Consider the following 26,851-nt stretch of genomic DNA (forward strand, 5'->3'; position numbering starts at 1 on the left):
CAGCGATGACCCCGGCCAAGCGCCGCAGCCACCCCAATCCCGAACCGGCCAACCTGCCGTGGTGGCGCGGCGCTGCGATCTACCAGATCTATCCGCGAAGCTTCTGCGATGCGAACGGCGATGGCGTAGGCGATCTGCCCGGCATCACGGCGCGGCTCGATCACGTCGCCGCGCTGGGTGTTGATGCAATCTGGGTTTCGCCCTTCTTCACCTCGCCGATGCGCGATTTCGGCTATGACGTGGCCAATTACTGCGACGTCGATCCGATCTTCGGCACGCTGGCGGACTTCGACCGCATGGTCGCGCGCGCGCACGAACTTGGCCTCAAGGTCACGATCGATCAGGTCTATGCCCATACTTCTGACCAGCATCCGTGGTTCGAGGAAAGCCGGCAGAGCCGCGACAACCCGCGCGCCGATTGGTACGTCTGGGCCGATCCGCAGGAAGACGGCTCTCCGCCTTCGAACTGGCAGTCGGTCTTCGGCGGCCCGGCGTGGACGTGGGACGCGCGGCGCTGCCAATATTATCTGCACAATTTCCTGAGCAGCCAGCCGCAGATCAACGCGCACAATCCGGCGGTGCAGGATGCGCTGCTGGGCGTGATGAAGTTCTGGCTCGACCGGGGCGTCGATGGCTTCCGCATCGATGCGCTCAACTTCCTGATGCACGACCCGGCGCTGCGCAACAATCCGCCCGCGCCCCATGATGGCCGCCGCCGTACGCGCCCGTTCGACTACCAGCTCAAGATCTACAACCAGTCGCACCCCGGCATCGTCGGCTTCATCGAGCGGCTGCGCGGGCTCTGCAACGAATATGGCGCGGTGTTTACGGTGGCCGAAGTCGGCGGTGATCTGGCCGAGACGGAGATGAAGGAATTCACCGCCGGGGATGACCGCCTCAACAGCGCCTACGGCTTCGATTTCCTCTACGCCGACCGCCTGACCCCGCAGCTCGTTGCCGACACACAGGCCAAGTGGCCCGATACGCCGGGGATGGGTTGGCCAAGCTGGGCGTTTGAAAACCATGACGCGCCGCGCGCGTTGTCGCGCTGGTGCGCCCCGCAGGATGTTCCTGCCTTCGCGCGGATGAAGGCTATGCTGCTCGCGTCGCTACGCGGCAATATCATCGTCTATCAAGGCGAAGAGCTGGGGCTTACTCAAGTCGATATCCCCTTCGAGCTGATCCAGGATCCCGAAGCCATCGCCAACTGGCCGCTGACGCTTTCGCGCGATGGCGCCCGCACGCCGCTGCCGTGGCAGGCGCAGAGCGAGCAGGGCGGCTTCACCACCGGCGAACCGTGGCTGCCGCTGGGCGAAGACAACCATGCCCGCGCGGTTGATCTGCAGGACGCGGACCCCGCCTCGCTGCTCAACCTGACGCGCGCGCTGCTGGCGCTGCGCAAGGAAAACGCCGCGCTGCGCACCGGCGATTTCACCGTCCTCCACGCCGCAGGCGATGTGCTCGCCTTCCGCCGCTGCGCCGAAGGATCGCGCGTGACTGGCGTGTTCAATATGGGGCACCGCACCGCGCCCTGGCCCGCTGCCGCATCGCCCGCCGGACGCGTGCTCCATGCCGTGAATGGTGCGGCACCCGGCACCCTGCCGCCGTTCAGCGCCCTGCTCATCGAGGAGTGACCCGCACGATGTTCCGTTTCACCCGCAAGGCCGCGCTCGGCGCGCTGGCTGCCGCTGCGCTGCTTCCGATCCCGGCCTTGGCGCAAACCGCGCCGGCGAAGGCTGTGGTCACCGCGGCTTCGCCCGATGGAACCCTTGTCCTGACCGTCACCACCGATGGCAGCGACCGCCCGGTCTATTCGCTGTCGCGCAAGGGCAAGCTCCTTATCGGAGCCTCGAAGCTGGGCTTTACGCTGACTGACGGGCTCAATCTGGTGCGGGGCTTCCGTATCACCGGCTCGGAGACCGCGAGCGCGGACAGCACATGGGAACAGCCGTGGGGCGAACGGCGGTTCGTGCGCGATCACCACAACGAAGTGCTTGTCCACTTCGAGCAGAACGCGGACTACGCCGGCCGCAAGATGAACGTGCGCTTCCGCCTGTTCGATAATGGCTTCGGCTTACGCTATGAATTGCCCGAGCAGCCCGGCATCAAGACGCTGAAGATCGGCGACGAGTGGACCGAGTTCGACGTCGCGCAGCCCGGCACCGCGTTCTGGGTCGCGGGGCTCGAATGGAACCGCGAAGAGCAGATCTACCAGCGCACGCCGATCGACGCTGTCGCGACGGCGCAGACCCCGATCACGATGCGGCTTGAGGATGGCACCCACCTCGCGTTCCATGAAGCCGCGCTGGTCGATTACTCGGCGATGTATTTCAAGCGCGCTGAACGCCAGCTCTTCCGCACGACGCTGGCGCCGTCCTCGCGCGGGTCTGCGGTGATCCGTGACTTGCCGTTCAACACCCCCTGGCGCACGATCCGCATTGCGGACAGCGCGGCGGGCCTCGTCGAGAACGATCTCGAACTCAACCTCAACGAGCCCAACAAGATAGGCGATGTCAGCTGGTTCAAGCCGATGAAGTACATCGGCATCTGGTGGGGCATGATCCGCGGCGACTGGACCTGGGCTGAAGGCCCGCGCCACGGTGCGACGACCGAGCGCGCCAAGCAGTACATCGATTTCGCCGCGAAGAACGGCTTCGGGGGCCTCCTCGTTGAAGGCTGGGACAAGGGCTGGAACGGCGACTGGTTCGGCCACGGGCAGGACTTCAGCTTTACCGAGGCGGTGCCCGATTTCGATCTCAAGGCGGTTGCGGCTTACGCGGCCAAGAACAAGATCCAGCTGATCGGCCACAATGAAACCGGCGGCAATATCGCCAACTACGAGGCTCAGCTTGAGCCGGCGATGAAGCTCTACCAATCGCTTGGCATGCACTCGGTGAAGACCGGCTATGTCGCGGACGCGGGCGGGATCATCGCGCCGGGGGATGCTCCGGGTGAAGTCCGCATGGAGTGGCATGAAGGCCAGCGCAATGTGCAGCACCACATGAAAGTGGTTGAAACTGCCGCGAAGTATCAGGTGGCGATCGACGCGCACGAGCCGGTGAAGGATACGGGCCTGCGCCGCACGTACCCCAACTGGATCGACCGCGAAGGCGCGCGCGGCATGGAATACAATGCCTGGGGCCAGTTCGCCAATGGGCCGGACCATGAGCCGACGCTGGTCTACACCCGCATGCTCTCGGGCCCGATGGACTTCACGCCCGGCATGCTCAGCCTCGAAGGCGCGAACCATGTGCCGCTCGCCTCGACGCTGGCCAAGCAGCTGGGCCTTTACCTCGCAATCTATTCGCCGATCCAGATGGCCTCGGACTTCATCGAGAGCCTTGCCGCACATCCCAAGGAACTGGAATTCATCCGGCAGGTGCCCGCCGATTGGTCGGAAAGCCACCTGATTGCCGGTGAAGTCGGCGATTACGCGATCTTTGCGCGCAAGGATCGCAACAGCGAGGACTGGTATGTCGGCGGCGTAAATGGCCATGCCGCGCGCGATGTCAGCCTTGCGATGGACTTTCTTGACGCGGGCAAGACCTATACCGCGACGGTCTGGAAGGACGGGGAGGGCGCGACCTACGAGACCGATGCCCGCCACAAGATCGCGTACGCTACGCTCAAGGTGAAGAAGGGCGACAAGCTCCCGCTCTGGCTCGCCCCCGGCGGCGGCGCGGCGATCCGGCTGCATCCGGGCAAGTAGGATTATGGCGGCAGCGCGGCGTTTCGTCATCCTGGGCGGCGGTACTGCCGGATGGATGGCCGCTGCGCTGATCGCGCACCGCTGCCGCGAGCTTGCGGTATCGGTCACGCTGGTCGAAAGCCCGGAGATCGGCATCATCGGGGTGGGGGAAGGCTCGACCCCGCAGCTCAAGGTCTTTTTCGACGAACTCGGCATTGCCGAACGCGAATGGATGCCTGCCTGCCATGCCACCTACAAGACCGGAATCCGCTTTGCGGGCTGGTCCGATGCGCCGGGGTTCGAAAGCTACTTCCACCCGTTCCAGTCGGCACTGGATGGGCACACCGCGCCGGCCTTCTACTTTCACACCCGCGCGCGGCGCACCGGGCGCGACGTCGTGGCCCATCCGGACCGCTTCTTCCTCGCCGCCCGGCTTGCCGAGGCGCGGCTTGGCCCGGTTCCCGGCGAGAATTTCCCTTTCGATCTGGGCTATGGCTATCATTTCGATGCGACGCTGGTTGGCCAGTTTCTGGCAGCCCATGCGACGGAAAAGCTGGGCGTGCACCACGTTCCGCGCCGGGTTTCCGGAACGCGGCGCGATGCTGCGGGCGGCATTGCCGCGCTGGTGCTTGAAGGCGGCGAGGAGATCGCCGGTGATTTCTTCATCGATGCCTCGGGTTTCCGCGCCAGCCTGATCGGCGAAGCGCTCGGCGAACCGTTCGAGAGCTTTGCGGGCAATCTGTTCAACAATGCCGCCGTCGCCCTGCCCGGTGCGCGTGACGCGGGGGCAACCTCGTGTGAGACAGTCTCGACCGCGCTTTCCAGTGGCTGGGCCTGGCGCATCCCGCTGACGGACCGAACCGGCAACGGCTACGTCTATTCCACCGATTTCCTCAGCCCTGATGTGGCCGAGACGGAACTGCGCCGCCACCTCGGCCTGCTCGATGCCGATATACCTGCGCGGCACCTCTCGATGCGGGTGGGGCAGGTGCGCCGTTCGTGGGTCGGCAATTGCCTCGCCATCGGGCTGGCGCAGGGGTTTATCGAACCACTTGAGGCAACGGCGCTTCACATCGTTCACGCCACGCTGTCAGGCTGGCTCGAGGCCTTGCTGGCAGACGGGTTTGGGCCGTCGCACCGCGATCAGTTCAATGCCGCAATCCACGCGCGCTATGAAGGCATCCGTGATTACATCGTGTGCCACTACCGGATGAACCGGCGAGACGGCGAGTACTGGCGCGCCAATGCGGCAAACGACCACTTGTCGGACAACCTCAAGTCGCTGATGACCTGCTGGTTCCGCGGCGGCGAGCTTGATGAGGAAGTCGCCCGGCTCGGGATCGACCGCTACTACGCACCGCTTTCGTGGCACTGCCTGTTTGCGGGCTATGGCCAGTTCCCGGACGCGGCGCGGCTGCGCCCACCCGAGGCGGACCTGCCGCTGGCGGACATGGCCAAGATCGATCGTTTCATCGCGGGTTGTGCGCTGAATTTCCCGGCGCACGATGACTTGCTCGCGCGGCTTGAGGAGGCATGATGCGGCGCATTCTGATGGCGCTGGTCGCCTTGCTGGGACTGATCGCCGTTCCGGCGCGGGCCGAGGATGCCGGGCGGCTGATCGAGTACGAACGGGTCGAGGCCGCCGGCTTGCCGCCGCAGCGCCTTACGATCTGGCTGCCGCCGGGCTATGACAGTTCAGACAAGCGCTACCCAGTGCTCTACATGCATGACGGGCACAATCTCTTCGATCTGAAGAACAGCAATTTCAACAAGATCTGGGCTGCCGACAAGGCCATGCTCAGGGTGATGGGGCAGGGGATCGAGCCGCGCATCATCGTCGGCATCTGGGCGCCGGGCAAAGACCGCTTCCGCCAGTATCTGCCGCGCCCTGCCTACGATGCCGCACCGCCCGCTTTGAAGGCAAAGATGGACGAGATTGCCGGCGGGCCGGTGATCTCGGACGCCTATCTCGCGTGGCTGGCAGGGCCGCTCAAGGCATGGGTCGATGCTTCTTTCCGCACCCGTCCGGGCCGCGATGACACCGCGATTGCCGGCTCCAGCATGGGCGGCCTGATGAGCTGCTATGCCATCGCCGCGCGCCCCGATGTTTATGGGCAAGCAGCCTGCGTCAGTTCGCACTGGCCGGCGATCGGGCCGGATACGGTGAAGGGCTTCAATCCCGATACCCTTGCCGTCTGGACCAGCTTCTTCGACAGGACGCTGGGTGCGCCAACTGGCCGCCGCGTGTGGATGGACCACGGCACCGCCACGCTGGACGCGTTCTACGCGCCCTATCAGGAACCGATCGACGGCGAGTTCGCCAAGCTGGGCTGGCAGCGCGGCACCGATTTCGAGAGCCGTGTCTATCCCGGCGCCGAGCATGAGGAGAACGCATGGGCGGCGCGCTTGCCTGAGATCCTCGCATGGCTGCTGCGCCGCTAAGCGCTGCCACTCACCGGGGCCGCTGGCATCTGGCGCTCAACTCGCATACTTATGCGTGCTGAAGCGGCCGGCAATCGGGTCTAGGGGGCATGCGAGCCCCCTCGTGAAGCGGGCCGGATGAGGAGTTTGCCGCCTATGGCCGCCACCAGCTGTTCCGCCCTGCTCCTGTTCGGCGCGACCGGCGATCTTTCGCGGCGTATGCTGCTGCCTTCGCTCTATGCGCTGCATGAGGATGGGCTGATCGATCCTACCCTGCGCATCGTCGGCACCGCGCGTTCGGAGCACGACGACGCCGAGTTCCGCGAGATGGCGCGCGCTGCGCTGGAGGAATTCCTCCCCGCCGACCGCAAGGACGAGACGCGACTGGCAAGTTTCCTCGAGAGGCTCGAATATCAGACCCTCGATGCTTCCAAGCCGGAGGGCTTTGTGGGGCTGGCGAAGAAGCTCGGCGATACTTCCTGCGGCCTCTCGATCTTCCTCTCCACCGCGCCCGCGCTGTTCGAGCCGACCATCGAGGGCCTGCGCTTTGCGGGCCTTGCGCATGAGGGCGTGCGTATCGGCCTCGAGAAGCCGCTCGGCAACGATCTTGGCTCAAGCCGCCGGATCAACGATGCGGTGGCAGCGGGCTTCAGCGAGCGCCAGATCTTCCGGATCGACCACTACCTTGGCAAGGAAACGGTCCAGAACCTCCTCGCTTTGCGCTTTGCCAACATGATGTTCGAGCCGCTGTGGAACAGCGCGGGCATCGATCACGTACAGATCACGGTGAGCGAAACGGTGGGGCTTGAAGGCCGCAAGGGCTTCTACGATGATACCGGCGGCCTGCGCGACATGGTGCAGAACCACATGCTCCAGCTCGTGGCGCTCACCGCGATGGAGCCGCCGGTTGAATACGACGCGACCTCGATCCGCGACGAGAAGGTCAAGGTGCTGCGCGCTCTGCGCCCGGTGCGTGCGGATGAAATGGTGCGGGGCCAGTACCGCACCGGCGCAGTCGGCGGCACTGCGGTAGCCGGCTACCTCGACGATCTCGGCGCGGCTTCGGACACCGAGACTTATGTCGCGATCAAGGCGCACGTTGATAACTGGCGCTGGCAGGGCGTGCCGTTCTACCTCCGCCACGGAAAGCGACTGGCCGAGCGGCGCAGCGAGATTGTCGTCCAGTTCAAGGGCGTGCCGCACAACATCTTCTCCGGGCGCGGCGGCAAGCTGAGCGCCAACCGGCTCGTCATCCGCCTCCAGCCTGAGGAATACGTGCGCCTGCAGGTCATGGCGAAGGAACCCGGCCTAGATCGCCACGGCATCGTGCTGCGCGAGGTGAACCTCGATCTCTCGCTCACCACTGCCTTCGCCAAGGCGCGCCGCCGCATTGCCTATGAGCGCCTGCTGCTCGATCTTATCGAGGGCGAGCAGACGCTGTTCGTCCGCCGCGACGAAGTTGAGGCGCAGTGGACCTGGGTTGATGCGATTCGACGGGTTTGGGCGGATACGTCGATGGAAGTGAAGCCCTATGCTGCCGGTAGCTGGGGTCCCAATGCCGGCATTGCGCTGACTGAACGCGACGGGAGGAGCTGGAATGACTGACGTCAAATGGGCCGAGCCGGGCGATCTGGCAGCTGTCGCAGCGCATATCACGCAGGTCGTTTCGCGGCCGGGGCCCAAGCGTCTGGCCTTTACCGGCGGCTCCACGCCGCCGCGCGTCTTTGCACTGCTGGCCGATCGCGGGCTCGACTGGTCCGAGGTGACCATCGCGCTGACCGACGATCGCCGCGTGCCTGACGACCACCCGGCAAGTAACTTCGGCAAGCTGCACGCGGCGCTGGGAGATTGCGGCGCGAAGTTCGAGCGGCTCGAGGAGGGCATGGACGTCGCGCCGTTCGATCTCGTGTGGCTCGGCATGGGGGAGGATGGCCATATCGCTTCGCTATTCCCGCACATGCAGGCCTTGATCCGTCCGGGGCCAAGCGTGATCGCCACCACGCCGATCCCCCTCCCGCCCGAAGCACCGTTTGACCGCCTTTCGCTCAACAAGCGGGCACTTAAGGCGACGCGGGAGATTATCCTCGTCATCACCGGCAATTCAAAGAAGGCGCTGGTCGAGCGCGTTCTCGCCGGTTCCGACGCCTATCCGGTTTCGGATATCCTGCGCGGCTACGGGCCGCCCGTCACGATCTACTGGAGCGCCTGATGCCCATCGACCTGCCCCTCAATCCGATTGTCGCCAAGGTTACGGACCGGATCATTGCCCGCTCGGCCCAGACGCGCGCGGCCTATCTCGACCTGATCGCCCGTGCGCGCGATGCCGGGGTGAACCGCGATGTGCTGTCCTGCGGCAATCTGGCGCATGGATTTGCCGCGGCGGGCGAGGACAAGATCGCGCTGCGTGACAACAAGAGCATCAATATCGGCGTAATCACCGCCTATAACGACATGCTCTCGGCGCATCAGCCCTATGGCCGCTATCCTGAGCAGATCAAGATTTTCGCCCGCGAAGTCGGCGCGACGGCGCAAGTCGCGGGCGGCGTTCCCGCCATGTGCGACGGTGTGACGCAGGGGCAGGCCTCGATGGAACTGTCGCTGTTCAGCCGCGACAATATCGCGATGGGCACGGCGGTCGGCCTCAGCCATGGCATGTATGAGGCAGCGCTGCTGCTGGGGATTTGCGACAAGATCGTGCCGGGCCTGCTGATCGGCAGCTTGCGTTTCGGCCACCTGCCGACGATCCTCGTACCCGCCGGGCAGATGGCAACGGGCCTTGCCAACAAGGAAAAGCAGCGCATCCGCCAGCTCTATGCGGAGGGCAAGGTGGGCCGCGAGGAACTCCTCGCCAGCGAAAGCGCGAGCTACCATTCGGCGGGCACCTGCACGTTTTATGGCACCGCCAATTCCAACCAGATGATGATGGAGATGATGGGGCTCCACGTGCCGGGGGCGAGCTTCGTCCAGCCCGGTACGAAGCTGCGGCAGGAACTCACCCGCGCGGCCGTCCACCGCGTCTCGCAGATCACCTGGGAAGGCGACGACTATCGTCCGCTCGGCCACTGCGTCGATGAAAAGGCCATCGTCAACGCGATCGTCGGCCTGCTGGCCACCGGCGGTTCGACCAACCATGTGATCCATCTTCCCGCCATCGCCCGCGCCGCAGGTGTGCAGATCGATTGGGACGACATGGACGAACTTTCGCGCGCCGTGCCGCTCATCGCCAGCATCTATCCCAATGGTTCGGGCGACGTGAACGGCTTCGCGGATGCGGGCGGCATGCCCTACGTGATCCGCGAACTGGTCGAAGCGGGGCTGGCGCATGGCGATATCCTGACCGTCTATGGCTCCTCGCTGCTCGAAGGCGCGCAGCAGCCGGTGCTCGACGGCGACGCGCTGCGCTGGGATCCGGCGCCGCGTGAGAGCCTCAACCCCGCCATGCTGCGCCCGGTGACGGAGCCGTTCCAGCCCGAAGGCGGTCTCCGCCTCGTGCAGGGCAATCTTGGCCGCGGTACGATCAAGGTCAGCGCCGTCGATCGCTCGCGCTGGACGATCGAAGCGCCGTGCCGGGTGTTCTCGGATCAGAACGATGTGCTCAAGGCGTTCAAGGCGGGCGAACTGGAGCGCGATGTGGTGGTCGTCGTGCGGTTCCAGGGGCCTGCGGCCAATGGCATGCCAGAATTGCACAAGCTCACGCCCTCGCTCGGCGTGCTGCAGGACCGGGGCTTCCGCGTTGCGCTGGTCACTGATGGCCGGATGTCGGGCGCCTCGGGCAAGGTGCCGGCTGCGATCCATGTTTCGCCAGAAGCCAAGAAGGGCGGTGCGCTGGCGCTGCTGAAGGATGGCGACGTGGTGCGGGTCTGCGCTGAGACAGGCGAGCTTCTCGCACTGGTCGACGCTGCCGATTGGGCGGCGCGCACACCGGCGCAGGCGCCGGAGGAAGCCATCGGCGTCGGGCGCGAACTCTTTGCGATCATGCGTCACTTTGCCGATCCCGCCGAACGCGGTGGTTCGGCAATGCTGGCTGCCGGCGGGCTTTGAGGGCAGTTTAGCGGCATCGGCTCGAGAGCCGGACCAACTGGGGGGAGAGCACATGCAACTGGTCGCGGTCGATATCGGCGGAACGCACGCGCGTTTTGCCATGGCCGAAGTCGAAGCGGGGCGGGTGGTCTCGCTCGGCGAGGCGGTGACGCTCAAGACGGCGGATCACCCCAGCTTCCAGCTTGCGTGGGAGGAGTTTGCCCGGCTTTCCGGCGGCACCTTGCCGCACGCCGTGGCCATCGCCGTCGCAGGTCCGGTTGGCGGTGAAATCATCCGCTTCACGAACAATCCCTGGATCATTCGCCCCGCGCTGATCCCCGAAAAGCTTGGCGCGCCGGACTACGTCGTGGTCAACGATTTTGCCGCTGTTGCCCACGCCGTGGCGCAGGCCGATGCGGAGCATTTCATCCACCTCTGCGGCCCGGAAACGGCGCTCCCGGAGGAAGGCACGATCAGCGTTGTCGGCCCCGGCACCGGCCTCGGAGTGGCGCAGCTCTGGCGCCAGCGTGGCGGTTATCACGTCCAGCCAACCGAGGGCGGGCACGTCGATTATGCACCGCTGGACAAAATCGAGGACGCCATTCTTGCGCGGCTGCGCGGCCGCTATCGCCGTGTTTCGGCAGAGCGCGTGGTGGCGGGCCCTGGCATCGTCGACATCTACGAGACGCTGGCCAGCATCGAGGGCCGCGCGATCGTTTCGCTTACCGACAAGGAGCTCTGGGCCCTTGGCACCTCGGGCGAAGACAGCCTTGCCGCCGCCGCGGTCGACCGTTTCTGCCTTTCGCTCGGCAGCGTGGCGGGCGATCTTGCGCTGGCCCACGGCGCCTCTGCGCTGGTCATGGCCGGCGGGCTCGGCCTGCGGATCAAGGATACGCTGGTGCGTTCGGGCTTTGCCGAGCGCTTCACCGCAAAGGGCCGGTTCGAGAGCCTGATGGCAGCGATGCCGGTCAAGCTCATCACGCACCCGCAGCCGGGACTGTTCGGCGCAGCGGCAGCTTTCGCGCAGGCCCATTCCTGAGGCTTGGCGGTTTTGTGAGGGCGGGCTGAACCTGCTTGCCAAGGCGGCGCGGCTGGCTTAGCCATGCCCTTAACCGAGCGATTAAGGGAAAGAGCGATGTCCTACGAAACGATCCGCGTCGAAAACGTCGGCAATGTCCGGCGCATCGTGCTCAACCGTCCTGAGCGTCTGAACGCCTGCCCGCCCAACATGGCGGTCGAGATCGGTGATGCGCTGTATGATCTTGAAGGCGCGCGCTGCGTGCTGATTACCGGCGAGGACCGGGCCTTCTGCTCGGGCGCAGACCTTGCCGCAACCGGCAAGCGCAGCGTTGCGGGCGGCGCGGGCAGCTACAAGGCGCTGACCGAAAGCTACAACCCGATGATCGCGAAGCTCTCGCGCCTGTCCGTCCCGGTGGTCACCGCCGTGAACGGCCCTGCTGCGGGCGTTGGCTGCTCGATCGCGCTGATGGGCGATTTCGTGCTCGCGGCGAAGAGCGCTTACTTCCTTCAGGCCTTCGTCAACATCGGCCTCGTGCCCGATGGCGGCTCGAGCTGGATCCTCCCGCGCCTGATCGGCAAGCCGCGCGCGCTGCAGATGATGATGCTTGGTGAGCGCGTCGGCGCCGAGAAGGCCGAGGAATGGGGCATGATCTACAAGGCGGTCGACGATGCCGTGCTGGCCGATGAGGCGATGGCGTTGGCTGAACGGCTCGCCAATGGCCCGACCGTGGCGCTCGGCGTGATGCGCCAGAATGTTGCCCGCGCGCTGGAAACAGACCTCCCGGCTGCGCTGCTGATCGAAGCCGAAGGCCAGTGGAAGGCGGGCGACAGCAAGGATTCGCGCGAAGGCATCATGGCCTTCCTCGAAAAGCGCAAGGCAGACTTTAAGGGCCAATAATGCATCTCGAACACGATCCTGCGGCCCCTACGGCAGACCTCATCGGCTTTGACGATTTCCTCAAGGTCGATATCCGCATGGGCACGATCGTGAGCGCCGAGCCCTATCCCGAAGCGCGCAAGCCCAGCCTGAAGCTCGCCATCGACTTCGGGCCGGGCATCGGCGTAAAGCGTTCAAGCGCGCAGATCGCCGCGCTTTATATGCCCGAGGAACTTGTCGGCCGGCAGGTGGCGGCAGTGGTCAATTTTCCGCCGCGCCAGATCGGCAAGTTCATGTCCGAAGTGCTGACCGTGGGCTTTCCGGACGAGGGAGGCCGGGTGGTGCTCTTCACGCCCGACGGCAAGGTGCCCAACGGCGCGCGGCTGTTCTAGCCCCGCGCCAGTTCCGCATCGAGAAACGCGGCGACATCTGCCAGTTCCACGTCCTTGGCGAGGAACGTTTCGCCAATCCCGCGCATGAGCAGGAAGGGCAGGGTGCCCGCGTCCATCTTCTTGTCGTGCAGCATGTGCGCAGTGAGCTTGGCGCCGTCCGCGTCCATGCCGAGCGCGGCAATCGAAGCAGGCAGGCCTGCCGCTGCGATATGCGCGGCCACGCGTTCCGCGTCCTGCCCGTTCATCAGACCGCGCCGCACTGAATATCGCGCGGCCAGAACCATCCCGAGTGCAACGCCCTCGCCGTGGAGCAGTCGGTCCGAAAAGCCCGTCTCGGCCTCAAGCGCATGGCCGAAGGTGTGGCCGAGATTGAGCAGCGCGCGCAGGCCGAGCGTTTCCTTCTCGTCCGCTGCCACGATCCGCGCCTTGGCTTCGACGCTCTTCGCAATCGCATGTTCGCGCGCCGCCGCTTCGCCCGCCAGCAGGTCAGAGCCATGGGCCTCGCACCACGCGAAGAACTCGGCATCGTCGATCAGGCCATACTTCACGACTTCGGCATAGCCCGCCCGCGTCTCGCGCGGCGGGAGTGTGTCGAGCGCCAGCGGGTCGGCCAGCACCAGCACCGGCTGATGGAATGCGCCGACGAGGTTCTTGCCCGCCGCAGTGTTGATCGCGGTCTTTCCTCCCACGCTCGAATCGACCTGAGCGAGCAGTGTCGTCGGCATCTGGATGAAACCGCAGCCGCGCTTCACCATCGAAGCAGCAAAGCCGGTGAGATCGCCGATCACGCCGCCGCCCAGCGCAATCACGCTGTCCTTGCGTTCGACACCCTGTTCGAGCAGCCATTCGGCCGTCCTCGCGAGATTTTCCCAGCTTTTAGTCGACTCGCCCGCGGGCAACACGAGCCATTCGCTGGCGATGCCCTCGGCTGCAAGCGAGCCTTCCACCGTTTCGCGCCATGCCGCAGCAACCCGCTCATCGGTCACCACCGCCACCTTGCCGCCGCGGATGAACGGGCGGCAGTGCTTGCCTGCGGCGGCGAGCAGCCCGGCCTCGATCCGCACCTCATAGGGCGCGCCGGCGATATTGACGGGGATCACAGCCATGCGTCGATTGCCTTCAGGATGGTCATCGCGGTCGCCTGGTGGGGTTGGTTGCCGCTTTTTACGTGGATGGGCGCCTGCGCATAGGCGGGGCCGCGCTCGTCCTTGAGTCGTGTCAGGATCTCACGCGGGTTGCCGTTCCTGAGCAGCGGCCGGTTGCCCTTGCGTCCGACGCGCGCGACGAGCGTGTCGATATCGCTGTCTAGCCATACGGCAATGGCGCGCTTCAGGATCAGCGCGCGGGTTTCGGGATCGACGAAGGCGCCGCCACCAGTTGCCAGCACGCGCCGCTCGGGCGCGCCATCCTCGCCTACAAGCCGCGCGATTACGCGCCGTTCGCCGCTGCGGAAATACGGTTCGCCGAACTGCGTGAAGATTTCGGGGATCGACATCTGCGCGGCCTTCTCGATCTCCTCGTCGGCATCGCAGAACGGCACGTTCAGCATCGCGGCAAGCCGGCGGCCCACCGTGGTCTTGCCGACACCCATCATCCCCACCAGCACGATCGGACGATCGATACGAGCTGCCAGCCGCTGGATCGCGGTATTGGGTGAGGCAGGCCCAGAGGCGTTATCGTCGTGCTCCATTGCCGCGCCGCCTATAGTTGCGCTAGTGCCCAGTGCAAGAGCCGTGGCCCTGTGCTGAAAGCGCATGGAGCAAGCGGCCGCGGGAGCTTCTTGGTGAAGGCACGAATTCTGGCAATCTGCATCCTCTTGGTGGTGGTGGCAATATTGGCATTGGCTTGGATCATGGGGGATACGCAGCAGACCCGCTGGATCGAGACCCCCGTCGCGGCACCGAGCGGGAAGGCCGCCGCATGACGATTGGCCGGGTCCGCCTTGTTGCGCTGACGTGCGCTGCGGTCGGCGCGCTATCGGCGATTGCCGTTACCGCGCAGGAATCGCTGCTTCCACCTGGTTTTGACGACAAGCCCGCCGCTCCGGCGCGAAAGGCCCCGGTGCCGCCGCGCGCCCCGGCGAGCAGTGCGCCGGCCCCCGCCAAGCCATCCGCCCCGAGCGTGGTGACGGTACAGCGCCCCGCGTCGTCTCCGACGCCGCAAGTGGTAGCAGTCCCGCAGGTCCAACAGGTGCCAGGTGCGCCTGCGCCATCGGTTCCGGTGGCGGCAGACAGCCTCGCCAACATCGACCCTGCCTTGATCGACCAGTTGATCGCCAGCGCAAAGCCGCGAGCGGATATTCCCCCGCAGGCGCAGCGCAGCCTTTCGCGGGTCGGGTTCTTCGATCAGGCGGATGGCGGCTTCCCTGCCGTCTCCAGCCACTATCTCAATGGTTCGTTCGTGGCCGGATTGCTCACCCAGATGCGCGGCGATCTCGTTTCGCGCTGGGGGCATATCCTGCTGCGCCGTGCGCTGGCGAGCCGGCTTGATACGCCTGTCGGCATGAACGGCGCGGATTGGGCGGCGCTGCGGGCGCAAGTGCTGCTGCGCATGGGCGAGGCCGATGCCGCGCGCGCCATGGTGCAGGAAGTCGATAGTGGGTTCTATACCAAGACGCTGGAAGACGCCGCGATGGGCAGCTTCCTTGCCACGGCCGATCCGGTGGGCCTTTGCCCGATCACCGCGCTGACCGCCGCTGGCCGTCCGGGCTGGGATTGGACCCTGACCCGCGCAATCTGCACCGCGTTCACCGGCGGCGAAGGCGCGCCCGCGCTTGCCGTGCTCGACAACGCCATGCGCAAGGGCGTGGCGCCCAAGATCGACATCCTGCTGGCGCAGAAGTTTGCGGGGGCGGCGAGCCAAGGACACCGCGCAGTTAAGATCGAGTGGGCGGGCGTGGACAGCCTCACGCCGTGGCGTACCGGCCTTGCTCTTGCGACCGGACTCGAGCCGCCCGAAGCGCTGCGCAAGCAGGCGGGCGCAGCCTATGCGGTGCTGGCCGTCCGTGCGCCGATGCTGCCGCTCACAGCCCGCGCTGAGGCTGCCGATATCGCTGCCGAGCGAGGCATTATCTCCGCCGCCGCAATGGTTGATCTCTACAGCGAGATCCACGCGCTCGATGAGCCTGACAAGACATGGGGGCCGCTCGCCGATACGCTGCGCAGCGCCTACCTTGCCGCCGATGTGGCGGACCGCCTTTCCGCCATCCGCAGCTTGTGGGGCGATGCAAGCGATCCGGACCGCGCCTATTCGCGCCTTGTCCTCACGGCCTATGCATCTGCGCGGGTCACGCCGAGTGCCGATCTTTCGGGCGATGCCAAGGGGCTGATCGCCTCAATGCTGACGGCGGGCCTCGATCGCAACGCAGCGCGCTGGGCGAGCGTCGTGCCGGCAGGCAGCGAGGCCTGGGGCTTGATCGCTCTGGCGGCGCCGGCCAAGTCTGCCGCGATCAGCGCCGATACGCTGGGGACGTTCCAGTCCGGCGATACGAGCACTGGCGGCCTGCGCTCGCGCTTCCTGCTGGCGGGGCTGATGGGGCTGGGCCGGGTCGATCCCGGAACCGCGCGCCGTGTTGCCGATGATCTGAAGCTCGATCTGGCGCGCGAAACGCGGTGGACCCGCGCCATCGATGCCGCCGCTGCTTCGGAAAATCCGGTGCTGGTGGCCTTGCTCGCGGGGTTTGGCATGCAGGGCAGTGGTTGGGACAAGATGACCCCGCTGCACCTCTACCATATCGTTGCGGCGCTGCGGCGGGTCGGGCTGGAAGGCGAGGCGCGGATGATCGCGGCGGAGGCCGTGGCGCGGGTCTGACAGGCGATGGCGCCGGATCCCCTGCGCGATCCTATCGAGGCCTTTCTCGCGATGTTGGCCGCTGAGCGCGGTGCCGCGGCCAATACTCTGGCGGCTTATGGCCGCGATCTCAGGGCAGCGCGCGAGGAAATCGGCGATCTGGTAACGGCAGACAGCGAAGCGTTGGCCAGCCTGGCCGAGGCCTGGCGCGAACTTGCGCCTTCCAGCCTCGCCCGAAAATCCTCGGCCCTCCGCCAGTTCTTCGGTTTCCTTGCCGATGAAGGCCTGCGCAGCGATGATCCGTCCGCCGCGCTCCCGCGTCCGCGCACTCGTCGCCCGCTGCCGCGCCTGCTGGGGCATGGCGAGATCGGCGCGCTGTTTGCGCTCGCCGAAACCGAAGCGGCAGCAGGGGAGGGCGCCCGGATGCTCGCGCTGCTCGAACTTCTCTATGGCTCGGGCCTGCGCGCTACGGAACTCGTCTCGCTGCCATTGGCTTCGGTGCCACGCGATGCCCCGTTCCTGATGATTACCGGCAAAGGCGGGCAGCAGCGCATGGTTCCCGTCAGCGCACGGGCGAGCGCTGCTTTGGCGGGCTGGTTGGCGCTGCGGCCCAAAGGCGGGCGCTGGGTGTTCCCCAGTCCGCGAGGCGGCCACCTGACGCGGGTGCGCCTGTTCCAGTTGTTGCGCGATCTGGCGGGGAGGGCCGGGCTCGATCCCGAGAAGGTGAGTCCGCACGTCCTGCGCCATGCTTTTGCCACGCACCTCCTTGAAGGCGGGGCGGACCTGCGCGTGCTGCAGACCCTCCTTGGTCATGCCGATATCGCGACAACGCAGATCTACACCCACGTCGATGCGGCGCGCCTCGTTGCGCTTGTGAATAGCCGCCATCCGCTGGGGTCTGCGCGGGTGGGAAGGGGGCAAAACCCCGCGCCAGAGGTTGACCAAGCGGCGCGCCAGTCCTAGCGCGGCGCGGATGATTTCCTATCTCGAATTCGAAAAGCCGATTGCCGCGCTCGAAGCGCGCATTGCTGAACTGCGTGAAACGGCGCAGACGGGTGCGCTCGATATTTCGTCCGAGATCCGCCGGCTTGAGGCGAAGTCCGCCGAACTGCTCGCCAGCACCTATCGCTCGCTGACGCCGTGGCAGAAAACGCAGGTTGCCCGCCACCCGTCGCGACCGCATTTCCGTGACTACGTGAGCAAGGCCTTCACCGATTTCATGCCGCTTGGCGGGGATCGCAAGTTTGGCGAGGATCATGCGATCGTCGGCGGGTTTGCCACGCTCGAAGGCCGGGCGGTCATGCTTATCGGTCATGAGAAGGGCCACGACACACAAAGCCGCATCCGGCATAACTTCGGCATGGGCAAGCCGGAAGGCTACCGAAAGGCGGTACGCCTGATGGAGCTCGCCAGCCGCTACGGTCTGCCGGTCGTTACCCTCGTCGACACCTCGGGCGCCTTCCCTGGGGTCGAGGCGGAAGAGCGCGGCCAGGCCGAGGCGATTGCCCGCAGCACCGAGGCCTGCCTTGCACTCGGCGTTCCGATGGTCGCCGCGATCGTGGGTGAGGGCGGCTCGGGCGGTGCAGTGGCACTTGCCAGCGCCGAGCGCGTGCTCATGTTCGAACACGCGGTCTACTCGGTCATCTCGCCCGAAGGCTGCGCCTCGATCCTGTGGCGAACCGCGGAGAAGGCTCCCGAAGCGGCTGAGGCCATGCGCATGACGGCGCAGGATCTCCTCGGGCTTGGCGTGATCGACCGGATCGTTCCCGAACCCGTCGGCGGCGCACACCGCGATCCGGCGGCGGCTGCGGCAGCGCTCGGCAGCGCGATTTCGGGCGAACTGACCGCGCTTGCCGGCAAGCCGGCCGACACATTGCGCGCGCTTCGCGCCGAACGGTTCCTCCGCATCGGCGGTTGAATTCGGGCTTAGTCCCTCCCGGACCAAATGCCTCTGGTCTTGTCGCTACGGGCGAGGCTAGATTAGCGTGACGTCACAGCCGCGCAGCCAAGAGCAGCCGCAGGCATTGGGGAGAGACCATGACCAACAGCACGTTCCGCGCGTTCCTGCTTGCCGCCGGTGCTGGCAGCCTTGTGCTGGCGGGTCCTGCCGTGCCGACCTCACGGGCAGACGCCCAAGGTGCGGTCGCGACGATCAGCGCGGCAGACAAGGCGCAAGGTGCCAAGGCGCACCCGCAGCTGCTGGCAGAATTCGGCGGCGCGGTAACGGGCCCTCAGGCGACTTACGTTGAAGGCATTGGCAAGACGATCGCGTTCCAGTCCGGCCTTGGCAACGCGCGCAGCGATTTCACCGTGACTTTGCTCAACTCGCCGGTGAACAACGCGTTCGCGATCCCCGGCGGCTACGTCTACGTGACCCGCCAGCTGACGGTGCTGATGAACAACGAGGCGGAGCTGGCGGGCGTGCTCGGCCATGAAGTCGGCCACGTTGCCGCGCGGCATTCGCAGAAGCGCGAGAGTGCGGCGACGCGCAACACGATCCTCGGCGTACTCGGCTCGGTACTGGCGGGCGCGGTGCTTGGCAATTCGGCGCTTGGCCAGTTGGGGCAGAAGATCTTCTCTACGGGTAGCCAGCTCCTTACGCTCAAATATTCCCGCGGGCAGGAAAGCGAAGCGGACGCGCTCGGCGTCACTTACCTCAAGCGTGCCGGCTACGATCCGCGGGCGATGGGTACGGTTCTGCGCAGCCTTGCCGCGCAAACCGCGCTCGATGCCCAGCTGACCGGGAGCACCGACAAGGTGCCGGAATGGGCGAGCACCCACCCGGATCCCGCCTCGCGGGTAACGGCAGCGCTCGCGCTGGCCGGTCCGAATCCGCGCGGCATGAGTAATCGCGACCTGTTCCTCACCCGGATCGACGGCCTGACGTATGGAGACGATCCGAAGCAGGGGGTTGTTGATGGCCGCAAGTTCACCCATCCGGGCTTCCGGTTGAGCTTCCAGGCGCCGCAGGGGTTCTACCTCGTCAATGGCACGCGCTCGGTCTCGATCAGCGGCCAATCGGGCAAGGGCGAGATGTCCACCGCGCCTTACTCGGGCAATCTCGACGCCTATGTCCGATCTGTCTTCGCCGGGCTATCGGACCAGCAGCGCATTGCGCCGGACGACGTGCGCACGACAACCGTGAACGGCATTCCGGCTGCCTATGGAACGTCGCGAGTCAACACCAGCGACGGCGCGCGCGATGTCGTCGTGTTCGCCTATGCGTGGGGGCCGGGGCAGGCGTTCCACTTCACCACGATCAGCGCAGCCGGGCAGGCGAGCGCATTCGATCCGATGTTTTCCTCGATGCGGCGGATCACCATCGGCGAGGCGGGCGCGGTGCGGGCGCGGCGGCTGATGGTCGTGACTGTAAAGAAGGGCGACACACTTCAGTCGCTCGCCCGGCGCATGGCCTATGACGACCGGCCGTTGGACCGGTTCCTTGTGCTCAATGCGATGGACGCGAAAGCTGCGCTGGTGCCGGGATCAAGGGTCAAACTGATCGTGTATTGATGCGCTGCGCCGCTTGAATCAAAAAAGGCAGGCGAGCCGAGGCGCGCCTGCCTTTCATGGTCTACTATCCGGATCGGAGCTTAGAGCTTGCCGTCCGAAGAGTTGTTCATCTGGGTCGAAACCAGGTTGAACGTGTTCGACAGCGAGTTGCCCAGCGCGCCCATGGCGGTGATGGCGGCAACCGCGATAAGGGCGGCGATCAGGCCGTATTCGATTGCGGTGGCGCCGGCTTCATCAGCCATGATCTGACGGAAAAGAGTCATTATTGCGTATCCTTCGAGCGTTTGGCTGGCGCACCCCGCGCCGCCAGCTGCCGGCACTTCAACCCCTGGGCTGTTAGTAGCGACAAGTGGATATTGACTGCAAGGTTCTTACAGAGCGTTAACAAGGTAAAAAAAAGAGGGTGCGGTAAACCACACCCTCTTGTTTTTTATTCGGAGCACAGAAAATCCGTAAAGAACTGATCGTTCTTAGAACGGACCCTTGCCATCTTGTGCGTTGCTCAACTTGGTCGAAACCTGAGTGAACGTATTCGACAGGGAGTTGCCGAGCGCGCCCATCGCCGTGATTGCAGCGACGGCAATAAGAGCTGCAATCAAGCCGTATTCGATAGCCGTGGCACCTTCTTCATCACGAAGGAGCGTTTTGATAAGTGTCATGCGAATGGTCCTCCACCTGGCAGCACATGCCGCCGTCGTGCTCTTTCGCTTCACACGACCCCCCGGCCGTACGAAATCGCAGGTGTCAAAATATCCGGCATTCCCTGACAAATCGTAAAGGCGCCTTACCTTTGGTTTAAGTGCCCGGCGCAGCCATGCCTCACCGGGTCCTGAGCACTGCGCGAAGGTATTATGCCAGCGAAAACAAGGGTGCGCTATTTGTGAGCCTTGGTGATGTTCGCGTCGATCGTGTTGTACATCGTGAACAGCGAGTTCACGAACGCGCTCATTCCGAAGAACATCGTCATTGCGATGACGCCGATGAGCAGGCCATACTCGATCGCGGTCGCACCCGTCGTGTCGGCCAGTGGCTTGCGGACAAAGTCCCACATCAATCGGAAATCCCCTGTCCGCATCTAGGTATATTCTAGTGGATACAAGGCTAACAAAGGATAAATGAAAGTTTCGGCCATGGCAGCGCCTCCGACATTGCTCACCGTTGTTGCGCTCGCGCTGCTGGATGATGCTGACCGTGTGCTGATGCAGCGGCGGCCCGAGAGCCGTGCGCATGGCGGCTTGTGGGAATTCCCGGGCGGTAAAGTTGAGCCGGGGGAGGGGCCTGCCGCCGCGCTCGTGCGCGAGATTGCCGAGGAACTATCGATCACCATCGATGCGGCCGATCTCGTCCCACTGACCTTCGCGGCGAATCCGGAACGGGAAGGAACCCGCCCGCTGGTCCTTCTGCTCTATACCTGCCGCCGTTGGACAGGCAGCCTGGTGCCCGAGGACGGCGCGCAGCTCCAATGGCTCGAAAGCGAGGCGTTATCGGCACTTTCGATGCCGCCACTCGATGTACCGCTCGCTGCCGCCCTGCGGCGTCATTTAAAAAACCTGCCCTAGGGCCGGATAAGGGGTTGCCAAGCTCGGTAGGCGCTTCTAAAGGCGCACCTCCAACGCACCCGTAGCTCAGCTGGATAGAGCATCAGACTACGAATCTGAGGGTCGGACGTTCGAATCGTTCCGGGTGCGCCATTTCCCCACATCGCTGAAATTCTGTTGGTCCCGCTCCCTTGCGGGTTCTCATTCTGCGCGTCGTCGGCCCTCATCGCATAGCTATACGAAGAGCCTTGGGCGTTGCGGTTTTCAGGGACTTGGTCCTATAGCGAGGACAGGCGCTCCGGCGCCGACAGGACCCTTGCCCTCCCCAGGCTGCCACACAAGGAACCACCGCATTGGCCCAGTCCGCCAAGCCGCGCGCAACCAGAGCGACGAAATCGCCTGCTGCGTCTAAAGTCGCTCCCGCTGCTGCCTCCTCCGCCGCCACTGCCGCCGCTGCCGAGGATGAAGCCACCTTCGCGCTGCGCAGCCTCCAGCAGGCCCATGCGAACAACAAGCGCTATGACGCGAGCGACGAGGAACTGCTCCGCTTCTACGAACAGATGGTGCTGATTCGCCGCTTCGAGGAAAAGGCCGGCCAGCTTTACGGCCTCGGCCTGATCGGCGGTTTCTGCCACCTCTACATCGGTCAGGAAGCCGTTGCGGTCGGCCTGCAGTCGGCGCTGAAAGAGGGCCACGACAGCGTCATCACCGGCTACCGCGATCACGGCCACATGCTCGCCTACGGCATCGACCCCAAGGTCATCATGGCCGAGCTGACCGGGCGCGGCGCGGGCATCAGCCGCGGCAAGGGCGGTTCGATGCACATGTTCTCGACCGACCACAAGTTCTACGGCGGGCACGGCATCGTCGGTGCGCAAGTGCCGCTGGGCGCAGGCCTTGCCTTCGCGCACAAGTACCGCGGCGATGGCGGCGTGTGCATGGCCTATTTCGGTGACGGCGCGGCCAACCAGGGCCAGGTCTACGAAACCTTCAACATGGCGGCCCTGTGGCAGCTTCCCATCGTCTTCGTGGTCGAGAACAACGGCTACGCGATGGGCACCGCGGTCAAGCGCGGCTCGGCGGAGACGCAGTTCCACCGCCGCGGCACGGGCTTCCGCATTCCCGGTATGGACGTCAACGGCATGGACGTGCTCGAAGTGCGCGCCGCTGCCGAAGTCGCGCTCGACTATGTCCGCGCGGGCAATGGTCCGGTGCTGATGGAGCTCAACACCTATCGCTACCGCGGTCACTCGATGTCGGACCCGGCAAAGTACCGCAGCCGCGAGGAAGTGCAGGAAATGCGCGACCACCACGATCCCATCGAAGGTGCCAAGCAGGATCTGCTGCGCCGGGGCGTGAGCGAGGACCGCATCAAGGAAATCGACAAGCGCATCCGTCAGGTAGTCGCCGAATCCGCTGATTTTGCCGAAAGCTCGCCCGAACCGGCACCTGCCGAACTCTATACCGACGTGCTGGTGGGGACCTACTGACATGGCGATTGAACTGAAGATGCCCGCGCTCTCCCCGACGATGGAGGAGGGCACTCTTGCCAAGTGGCTGGTGAAGCCGGGCGATACCGTGAAGTCCGGCGACATCATCGCCGAGATCGAGACCGACAAGGCCACGATGGAATTCGAGGCGGTCGATGAAGGCGTGATTGGTGAACTCAAGGTCGCCGAAGGAACCGAAGGCGTGAAGGTTGGCACCGTGATCGCGACGATCAGCGGTGACGACGAGCCTGCCGTGCCCGCTTCCGCGCCCGCGCCGGTTGCTGCGCCCGCTCCGGCCCTTGCGCCGGTCGTGGCCGCGCCGCCGCCCCCTCCGGCTCCGGTCGCGGCTCCCGTTGCCACGTCGGTCCCCGCTGGCACTGCGATGGTCGCCACCACGGTGCGCGAAGCGTTGCGGGACGCTATGGCCGAGGAAATGCGTGCCGACGACCGTGTCTTCGTGATGGGTGAGGAAGTCGCCGAATATCAGGGCGCCTACAAGGTCACGCAGGGCCTGCTCGAGGAATTCGGGCCGCGCCGCGTGATCGATACCCCGATCACCGAATACGGCTTTGCCGGCATCGGCACCGGCGCAGCCATGGGCGGCCTGCGCCCGGTGATCGAGTTCATGACGTTCAACTTCGCCATGCAGGCAATTGACCACATCATCAACTCGGCGGCCAAGACCAACTACATGTCAGGTGGCCAGATGCGCTGCCCGATCGTGTTTCGCGGCCCCAATGGCGCGGCAAGCCGTGTCGGCGCGCAGCACAGCCAGAACTACGCTCCTTGGTATGCATCGGTGCCGGGCCTGATCGTGATCGCGCCCTATGATGCCGCCGATGCCAAGGGCCTCCTCAAGTCCGCCATCCGCAGCCCGGATCCGGTCGTCTTCCTCGAGAACGAACTGGTCTATGGCCGCACCTTCGATGTGCCGGCGCTTGATGACTACACCGTGCCCATCGGCAAGGCCCGCACCATGCGCGCCGGCCGCGATGTCACCATCGTCACCTACTCGATCGGCGTCGCGCTCGCGCTCGATGCTGCCGAGAAGCTGGCGGCGGAAGGCATCGAAGCCGAGGTGATCGATCTTCGCACGATCCGCCCGCTCGACAAGGCCGCGGTGCTGGAAAGCCTCTCGCGCACCAACCGCATGATCGTGGTGGAAGAAGGCTTCCCGGTCTGCTCGATTGCTTCGGAGATCATCAGCATCGCGATGGAAGAAGGCTTCGATTATCTCGACGCCCCGGTCCTGCGCGTGTGCAACGAAGACGTGCCGCTGCCTTACGCCGCCAACCTCGAAAAGCTTGCGCTGGTTGATACCGCGCGGGTGATCGCGGCGGTCAAGAAGGTCTGCTACCGCTGAGTATTCGGCGCTGATCTGATGACCGCTAGCGCGAGTGATCTTGAACTGAGCCCACCCGAAAGGCTCGCGGTGCTCTATGCTCCGCGGGCCTTTCAGGCCTTGTGGGAAGGCTTTCTCCTGCTCGATCGGCGGCTTGCCGATGCGGCGCGCGAAGGGCGCGATCCGTTGATGATCCAGTTGCGTCTCGCCTGGTGGCGTGACCGGTTCGATCAGAGCGTGGCACAGTGGCCGCAAGGTGAGCCACTGCTGGCAATGCTGCATCCTTGGGACGCCGAACGCGCGGCATTGCGCGGCATTGTCGATGGCTGGGAAGCACGAGTTGTCGGCGAGGACGGCGGTGCCGAACTTGGGCGCGCCCGGATCGAAGCTGTCTGCGCGCTAGCGCGCCTCAGCGGCATCGAGGCTGATCAGGGTGTTCGGCAGGCAGCAGCGGAATGGCTCGGCATTGATCCGGCAGGACCGCGCGTGCCGGTCCTCCCCGGGAAGATGCGTCCGCTTGCGATCTTGCGCGGGATGGCACTGCGCGAGGCGGCAGGGCGGCCGGGCGGCCCCTTGCGCGATTTTCTTGCCATTCTCCGCCTTGGCTTGCTGGGCCGGTAGAACTCTCGCCAAATCGGCAGGACTTGCCCCTGCCGCCCACGCGCTTTGCAGCCTATCCTCAGGGTTATTCCCAGGAGAGGGCAGGCATGAACCGAATACTGGTGGGCGCGCTCGGCGCCTTGTTGCTCGTGGCCTCCGGCCTGTTCTGGTGGCAGGGCCACGCTGCGGTAATGCCGCCTGCTGCGCCCAGTCAGCTTGCACTGGCTTCCGCCGCTCCCGTCGATGATGCGCTCCCGGACTCAGAAGCGGGCGACGCCGTCGGGCCCGGCCTGCCGGAAGCGAACGAGGCAACGCGCGAGCAGAAGCGCTTCGACCGGCTCGACAAGAACCGCGATGGCAAGATCACGCGGACGGAGATGGTCGCCCCGCGCGTGAAGGACTTCCGCAAGCTCGATGTCGACGGCAACAACCTGCTGACCTTCGACGAATGGTCGGTCGCCACAGACAACCGCTTCAAGGGCGCCGACAAGAACGGCGATGGCAGCCTGAACCGCGAGGAATTCGCCACCACGAAGCAGAAGGCGGCGAAGAAGCCCGCCTGCAAGTGCAAGTAGCTTGGTATCTCCCAAGCCCCGCTCGTGCTGAGCCTGTCGAAGCACGCTTGCGCAGCGCCGACGGCAGAACCCTTCGACAAGCTCAGGGTGAGCGGGGTCAGGGTTGGATCAGCCTAGGGCCGGCAGCCAGCCCGCCAGATCGGCCTTCGCCCGCGCGGTATAGGCTTCCTTGCGCTGCTTCTTCTTCGTCGAGGGATCGGGCGGTGGGAACAGTCCGAAGTTCACGTTCATCGGCTGATAGGTCTCGGCCTCGGCATCGCCGGTGATGTGCGAGAGCAGCGCGCCGAGTGCCGACGTGCGCGGCGGCGCGGACCAATCGCGGCCCGCCACTTGCGCCGCTGTCATTAGCCCCGCCAGCAGCCCCACCGCGCCGCTTTCGACATAGCCTTCGCAGCCAGTGATCTGCCCGGCAAAGCGGATATGCGGCGCGGACTTCAGGCGCAGTTGGCGATCGAGCAGCGTCGGCGAATTGAGGAAGGTGTTGCGGTGTAGCCCGCCAAGCCGGGCGAACTCGGCTTGTTCGAGCCCCGGAATGGTGCGGAATACGCGGACCTGCTCGGCATGTTTCAGCTTGGTCTGGAAGCCCACCATGTTCCACAAAGTGCCCAGCTTGTTGTCCTGCCGCAGCTGCACCACGGCATAGGGCCAGCGCCCGTTCGGATGTTCCGCTGTAGCCCAGTGCGGATTGTCGAGGCCGACCGGCTTCATCGGCCCAAAGCGCAGCGTTTCCACCCCGCGCGCTGCCATGACCTCGATCGGCATGCAGCCATCGAAGTAGGGCGTGCTGGCTTCCCATTCTTTGAACTCGGTCTTGTCCCCGGCGAGCAGTTCCTCGCGAAACGCCTCGTACTGCGGTCGGGTCATCGGGCAATTGATGTAGTCGCGCCCGTCGCCGCCCATCGCAAGGCTCGCCTCAGCGCCCTTGTCCCAGCGCGAGGCCATCCACGCGACGTCCATGTTGATCGAATCGCGATAGACGATCGGGGCAATCGCATCGAAGAAGGCAAGGCTGTCAGCACCCGTTGCCGCGCCGATGCTGGAGGCGAGGGCCGGGGCCGTCAGCGGGCCGGTGGCAACGATGGTCAGGCCATCGGTCGGCAGAACGTCTACCCGTTCGCGCACGATTTCGAGTGTGGGCTGCGCGGCGAGCATGGCTTCGACTTCTGCCGAGAATACATCGCGGTCCACCGCAAGCGCGGAGCCCGCGGGCACGCGCGCTTTGGCGGCTGCGGCCATCAGCAGGCTGTCACACTGCCGCATCTCGTAGTGCAGCAGGCCGACGGCATTCTTCTCGTCATCGTCAGAGCGGAACGAGTTGGAGCAGACCAGTTCGGCGAGGCCGTCGCTGTTATGCGCCGCGGTGCGGTCGCCGCCCCCCGGTAAGTTGGCGCCGCGCATCTCCGAGAGCCGCACGCGGATGCCCCGGCGCGCCAGCTGCCAAGCGGCTTCGCTCCCGGCCATACCGCCGCCAATGATGTGAACCTGATGCGTCATAAGCGCCGCATTGGCATTGCATCCGGCGCGCGGCAAGCCTTAGGGACTGCAAGGGCAGGGTGGGAAAGCCCACCCCCAGCCCCTCCCGCAAG

The 26,851-nt window shown here is 65.4% G+C and carries 26 protein-coding genes and 1 tRNA gene; 21 read left to right on the plus strand and 6 right to left on the minus strand.

What is annotated here, in order from left to right; all coding sequences use genetic code 11:
• Positions 1–5: 5 nt before the first annotated feature.
• The 10 genes from NSE01_RS01065 (at position 6) to NSE01_RS01110 (ending at position 12,418) form a co-directional block, all read left to right on the plus strand.
• Positions 6–1,634 carry an alpha-amylase family glycosyl hydrolase gene (locus NSE01_RS01065; RefSeq protein WP_147157760.1) on the plus strand — a complete coding sequence of 543 codons (1,629 nt, stop codon included), beginning with the start codon at positions 6–8 and terminating at the stop codon, positions 1,632–1,634.
• An 8-nt stretch (positions 1,635–1,642) separates the two neighbouring features.
• Positions 1,643–3,709, plus strand: coding sequence for a glycoside hydrolase family 97 protein (locus NSE01_RS01070; RefSeq protein ID WP_147157761.1), 2,067 nt, complete (start codon positions 1,643–1,645; stop codon positions 3,707–3,709).
• A 4-nt stretch (positions 3,710–3,713) separates the two neighbouring features.
• Entirely contained in the window at positions 3,714–5,225 is a 1,512-nt protein-coding gene (locus NSE01_RS01075; RefSeq protein ID WP_147157762.1) for a tryptophan halogenase family protein, read from the plus strand.
• Positions 5,225–6,130, plus strand: coding sequence for an alpha/beta hydrolase (locus tag NSE01_RS01080; protein WP_147157763.1), 906 nt, complete (start codon positions 5,225–5,227; stop codon positions 6,128–6,130). Before NSE01_RS01075 ends, NSE01_RS01080 begins: the two co-directional genes overlap by 1 nt.
• A 135-nt stretch (positions 6,131–6,265) precedes the next feature.
• Positions 6,266–7,714 carry a glucose-6-phosphate dehydrogenase gene (gene zwf / locus NSE01_RS01085; protein ID WP_147157764.1) on the plus strand — a complete coding sequence of 483 codons (1,449 nt, stop codon included), beginning with the start codon at positions 6,266–6,268 and terminating at the stop codon, positions 7,712–7,714.
• A complete protein-coding gene (locus NSE01_RS01090) occupies positions 7,707–8,318 on the plus strand; it encodes a 6-phosphogluconolactonase (RefSeq protein ID WP_147157765.1) in 612 nt (203 codons plus the stop codon). The genes zwf and NSE01_RS01090 overlap by 8 nt, the downstream gene beginning before the upstream one ends.
• Positions 8,318–10,150: a phosphogluconate dehydratase gene (gene edd / locus NSE01_RS01095; protein WP_147157766.1), complete on the plus strand. Its 1,833-nt coding sequence runs from the start codon at positions 8,318–8,320 to the stop codon at positions 10,148–10,150. The genes NSE01_RS01090 and edd overlap by 1 nt, the downstream gene beginning before the upstream one ends.
• 52 nt (positions 10,151–10,202) lie before the next feature.
• A complete protein-coding gene (locus NSE01_RS01100; protein ID WP_147157767.1) occupies positions 10,203–11,168 on the plus strand; it encodes a glucokinase in 966 nt (321 codons plus the stop codon).
• Positions 11,169–11,264: 96 nt separating this feature from the next.
• Positions 11,265–12,047, plus strand: a complete 783-nt coding sequence (locus NSE01_RS01105) for an enoyl-CoA hydratase-related protein (RefSeq protein WP_147157768.1) — start codon at positions 11,265–11,267, stop codon at positions 12,045–12,047.
• The gene (locus tag NSE01_RS01110) at positions 12,047–12,418 is read left to right on the plus strand and encodes a tRNA-binding protein (RefSeq protein WP_147157769.1); all 372 of its coding nucleotides are present in this window, start codon (positions 12,047–12,049) and stop codon (positions 12,416–12,418) included. The genes NSE01_RS01105 and NSE01_RS01110 overlap by 1 nt, the downstream gene beginning before the upstream one ends.
• On the opposite strand, the gene aroB is transcribed toward NSE01_RS01110, so the two are convergent.
• Both aroB and NSE01_RS01120 read right to left on the minus strand, forming a co-directional pair.
• On the minus strand, positions 12,415–13,524 hold the full coding sequence (gene aroB, locus NSE01_RS01115) for a 3-dehydroquinate synthase (RefSeq protein ID WP_147157770.1): 1,110 nt from the start codon (positions 13,522–13,524) through the stop codon (positions 12,415–12,417). The two genes, NSE01_RS01110 and aroB, sit on opposite strands and share 4 nt — an antisense overlap.
• On the minus strand, positions 13,515–14,108 hold the full coding sequence (locus tag NSE01_RS01120; protein ID WP_147157771.1) for a shikimate kinase: 594 nt from the start codon (positions 14,106–14,108) through the stop codon (positions 13,515–13,517). The genes aroB and NSE01_RS01120 overlap by 10 nt, the downstream gene beginning before the upstream one ends.
• Before the next feature lie 93 nt (positions 14,109–14,201).
• Here NSE01_RS01120 and NSE01_RS21110 point away from each other — a divergent pair, with 93 nt between their 5' ends.
• The 5 genes from NSE01_RS21110 to NSE01_RS01140 all read left to right on the plus strand — a co-directional run bounded on the left by NSE01_RS21110 (position 14,202) and on the right by NSE01_RS01140 (position 19,720).
• On the plus strand, positions 14,202–14,342 hold the full coding sequence (locus tag NSE01_RS21110; RefSeq protein ID WP_170233707.1) for a hypothetical protein: 141 nt from the start codon (positions 14,202–14,204) through the stop codon (positions 14,340–14,342).
• Entirely contained in the window at positions 14,339–16,228 is a 1,890-nt protein-coding gene (locus NSE01_RS01125) for a hypothetical protein (protein ID WP_147157772.1), read from the plus strand. The genes NSE01_RS21110 and NSE01_RS01125 overlap by 4 nt, the downstream gene beginning before the upstream one ends.
• A gap of 6 nt (positions 16,229–16,234) precedes the next feature.
• On the plus strand, positions 16,235–17,170 hold the full coding sequence (locus tag NSE01_RS01130) for a tyrosine recombinase (RefSeq protein ID WP_147157773.1): 936 nt from the start codon (positions 16,235–16,237) through the stop codon (positions 17,168–17,170).
• A 10-nt stretch (positions 17,171–17,180) separates the two neighbouring features.
• Positions 17,181–18,125 carry an acetyl-CoA carboxylase carboxyltransferase subunit alpha gene (locus NSE01_RS01135; RefSeq protein WP_147157774.1) on the plus strand — a complete coding sequence of 315 codons (945 nt, stop codon included), beginning with the start codon at positions 17,181–17,183 and terminating at the stop codon, positions 18,123–18,125.
• Positions 18,126–18,244: 119 nt separating this feature from the next.
• Complete coding sequence (locus NSE01_RS01140) at positions 18,245–19,720, plus strand: M48 family metalloprotease (protein WP_147157775.1); 1,476 nt, start codon at positions 18,245–18,247, stop codon at positions 19,718–19,720.
• 80 nt (positions 19,721–19,800) lie between these two features.
• Here NSE01_RS01140 and NSE01_RS01145 read toward each other — a convergent pair whose 3' ends face one another.
• The 3 genes from NSE01_RS01145 to NSE01_RS01155 form a co-directional block, all read right to left on the minus strand.
• A complete protein-coding gene (locus NSE01_RS01145; RefSeq protein WP_147157776.1) occupies positions 19,801–19,983 on the minus strand; it encodes a Flp family type IVb pilin in 183 nt (60 codons plus the stop codon).
• 207 nt (positions 19,984–20,190) lie between these two features.
• Entirely contained in the window at positions 20,191–20,379 is a 189-nt protein-coding gene (locus NSE01_RS01150) for a Flp family type IVb pilin (protein ID WP_147157777.1), read from the minus strand.
• Positions 20,380–20,594: 215 nt separating this feature from the next.
• Positions 20,595–20,771 (minus strand): Flp family type IVb pilin, encoded by a 177-nt coding sequence (locus NSE01_RS01155; RefSeq protein WP_170233708.1) that lies wholly within the window; start codon positions 20,769–20,771, stop codon positions 20,595–20,597.
• A gap of 79 nt (positions 20,772–20,850) precedes the next feature.
• Here NSE01_RS01155 and NSE01_RS01160 point away from each other — a divergent pair, with 79 nt between their 5' ends.
• The 6 genes from NSE01_RS01160 (at position 20,851) to NSE01_RS01185 (ending at position 25,265) form a co-directional block, all read left to right on the plus strand.
• Complete coding sequence (locus NSE01_RS01160; protein ID WP_147157779.1) at positions 20,851–21,279, plus strand: (deoxy)nucleoside triphosphate pyrophosphohydrolase; 429 nt, start codon at positions 20,851–20,853, stop codon at positions 21,277–21,279.
• Between the two features lie 55 nt (positions 21,280–21,334).
• Positions 21,335–21,411: transfer RNA gene (locus tag NSE01_RS01165), tRNA-Arg, on the plus strand.
• A gap of 200 nt (positions 21,412–21,611) precedes the next feature.
• The gene (pdhA, locus tag NSE01_RS01170; protein WP_147157780.1) at positions 21,612–22,748 is read left to right on the plus strand and encodes a pyruvate dehydrogenase (acetyl-transferring) E1 component subunit alpha; all 1,137 of its coding nucleotides are present in this window, start codon (positions 21,612–21,614) and stop codon (positions 22,746–22,748) included.
• Position 22,749: 1 nt separating this feature from the next.
• Positions 22,750–24,111, plus strand: coding sequence for a pyruvate dehydrogenase complex E1 component subunit beta (locus NSE01_RS01175; RefSeq protein WP_147157781.1), 1,362 nt, complete (start codon positions 22,750–22,752; stop codon positions 24,109–24,111).
• 18 nt (positions 24,112–24,129) lie between these two features.
• Entirely contained in the window at positions 24,130–24,711 is a 582-nt protein-coding gene (locus NSE01_RS01180) for a hypothetical protein (protein WP_147157782.1), read from the plus strand.
• Positions 24,712–24,797: 86 nt separating this feature from the next.
• The gene (locus tag NSE01_RS01185; RefSeq protein ID WP_147157783.1) at positions 24,798–25,265 is read left to right on the plus strand and encodes an EF-hand domain-containing protein; all 468 of its coding nucleotides are present in this window, start codon (positions 24,798–24,800) and stop codon (positions 25,263–25,265) included.
• A 108-nt stretch (positions 25,266–25,373) separates the two neighbouring features.
• On the opposite strand, the gene trmFO is transcribed toward NSE01_RS01185, so the two are convergent.
• Positions 25,374–26,759 carry a methylenetetrahydrofolate--tRNA-(uracil(54)-C(5))-methyltransferase (FADH(2)-oxidizing) TrmFO gene (gene trmFO / locus NSE01_RS01190; protein ID WP_147157784.1) on the minus strand — a complete coding sequence of 462 codons (1,386 nt, stop codon included), beginning with the start codon at positions 26,757–26,759 and terminating at the stop codon, positions 25,374–25,376.
• Positions 26,760–26,851: the final 92 nt, after the last annotated feature.

This window comes from Novosphingobium sediminis, from assembly GCF_007991615.1.
GTDB classification, from domain to species: Bacteria; Pseudomonadota; Alphaproteobacteria; order Sphingomonadales; family Sphingomonadaceae; genus Novosphingobium; species Novosphingobium sediminis.

What these genes read in the sequence shown, in the direction of transcription:
- NSE01_RS01065 (WP_147157760.1), top strand. Translation starts at nt 6, where the DNA reads ATGACCCCGGCCAAGCGCCGCAGCCACCCCAATCCCGAACCGGCCAAC.
- NSE01_RS01070 (WP_147157761.1), top strand. Translation starts at nt 1,643, where the DNA reads ATGTTCCGTTTCACCCGCAAGGCCGCGCTCGGCGCGCTGGCTGCCGCT.
- NSE01_RS01075 (WP_147157762.1), top strand. Translation starts at nt 3,714, where the DNA reads ATGGCGGCAGCGCGGCGTTTCGTCATCCTGGGCGGCGGTACTGCCGGA.
- NSE01_RS01080 (WP_147157763.1), top strand. Translation starts at nt 5,225, where the DNA reads ATGCGGCGCATTCTGATGGCGCTGGTCGCCTTGCTGGGACTGATCGCC.
- zwf (WP_147157764.1), top strand. Translation starts at nt 6,266, where the DNA reads ATGGCCGCCACCAGCTGTTCCGCCCTGCTCCTGTTCGGCGCGACCGGC.
- NSE01_RS01090 (WP_147157765.1), top strand. Translation starts at nt 7,707, where the DNA reads ATGACTGACGTCAAATGGGCCGAGCCGGGCGATCTGGCAGCTGTCGCA.
- edd (WP_147157766.1), top strand. Translation starts at nt 8,318, where the DNA reads ATGCCCATCGACCTGCCCCTCAATCCGATTGTCGCCAAGGTTACGGAC.
- NSE01_RS01100 (WP_147157767.1), top strand. Translation starts at nt 10,203, where the DNA reads ATGCAACTGGTCGCGGTCGATATCGGCGGAACGCACGCGCGTTTTGCC.
- NSE01_RS01105 (WP_147157768.1), top strand. Translation starts at nt 11,265, where the DNA reads ATGTCCTACGAAACGATCCGCGTCGAAAACGTCGGCAATGTCCGGCGC.
- NSE01_RS01110 (WP_147157769.1), top strand. Translation starts at nt 12,047, where the DNA reads ATGCATCTCGAACACGATCCTGCGGCCCCTACGGCAGACCTCATCGGC.
- aroB (WP_147157770.1), bottom strand. Translation starts at nt 13,524, where the DNA reads ATGGCTGTGATCCCCGTCAATATCGCCGGCGCGCCCTATGAGGTGCGG.
- NSE01_RS01120 (WP_147157771.1), bottom strand. Translation starts at nt 14,108, where the DNA reads ATGGAGCACGACGATAACGCCTCTGGGCCTGCCTCACCCAATACCGCG.
- NSE01_RS01125 (WP_147157772.1), top strand. Translation starts at nt 14,339, where the DNA reads ATGACGATTGGCCGGGTCCGCCTTGTTGCGCTGACGTGCGCTGCGGTC.
- NSE01_RS01130 (WP_147157773.1), top strand. Translation starts at nt 16,235, where the DNA reads ATGGCGCCGGATCCCCTGCGCGATCCTATCGAGGCCTTTCTCGCGATG.
- NSE01_RS01135 (WP_147157774.1), top strand. Translation starts at nt 17,181, where the DNA reads ATGATTTCCTATCTCGAATTCGAAAAGCCGATTGCCGCGCTCGAAGCG.
- NSE01_RS01140 (WP_147157775.1), top strand. Translation starts at nt 18,245, where the DNA reads ATGACCAACAGCACGTTCCGCGCGTTCCTGCTTGCCGCCGGTGCTGGC.
- NSE01_RS01145 (WP_147157776.1), bottom strand. Translation starts at nt 19,983, where the DNA reads ATGACTCTTTTCCGTCAGATCATGGCTGATGAAGCCGGCGCCACCGCA.
- NSE01_RS01150 (WP_147157777.1), bottom strand. Translation starts at nt 20,379, where the DNA reads ATGACACTTATCAAAACGCTCCTTCGTGATGAAGAAGGTGCCACGGCT.
- NSE01_RS01155 (WP_170233708.1), bottom strand. Translation starts at nt 20,771, where the DNA reads ATGTGGGACTTTGTCCGCAAGCCACTGGCCGACACGACGGGTGCGACC.
- NSE01_RS01160 (WP_147157779.1), top strand. Translation starts at nt 20,851, where the DNA reads ATGGCAGCGCCTCCGACATTGCTCACCGTTGTTGCGCTCGCGCTGCTG.
- NSE01_RS01175 (WP_147157781.1), top strand. Translation starts at nt 22,750, where the DNA reads ATGGCGATTGAACTGAAGATGCCCGCGCTCTCCCCGACGATGGAGGAG.
- NSE01_RS01180 (WP_147157782.1), top strand. Translation starts at nt 24,130, where the DNA reads ATGACCGCTAGCGCGAGTGATCTTGAACTGAGCCCACCCGAAAGGCTC.
- NSE01_RS01185 (WP_147157783.1), top strand. Translation starts at nt 24,798, where the DNA reads ATGAACCGAATACTGGTGGGCGCGCTCGGCGCCTTGTTGCTCGTGGCC.
- trmFO (WP_147157784.1), bottom strand. Translation starts at nt 26,759, where the DNA reads ATGACGCATCAGGTTCACATCATTGGCGGCGGTATGGCCGGGAGCGAA.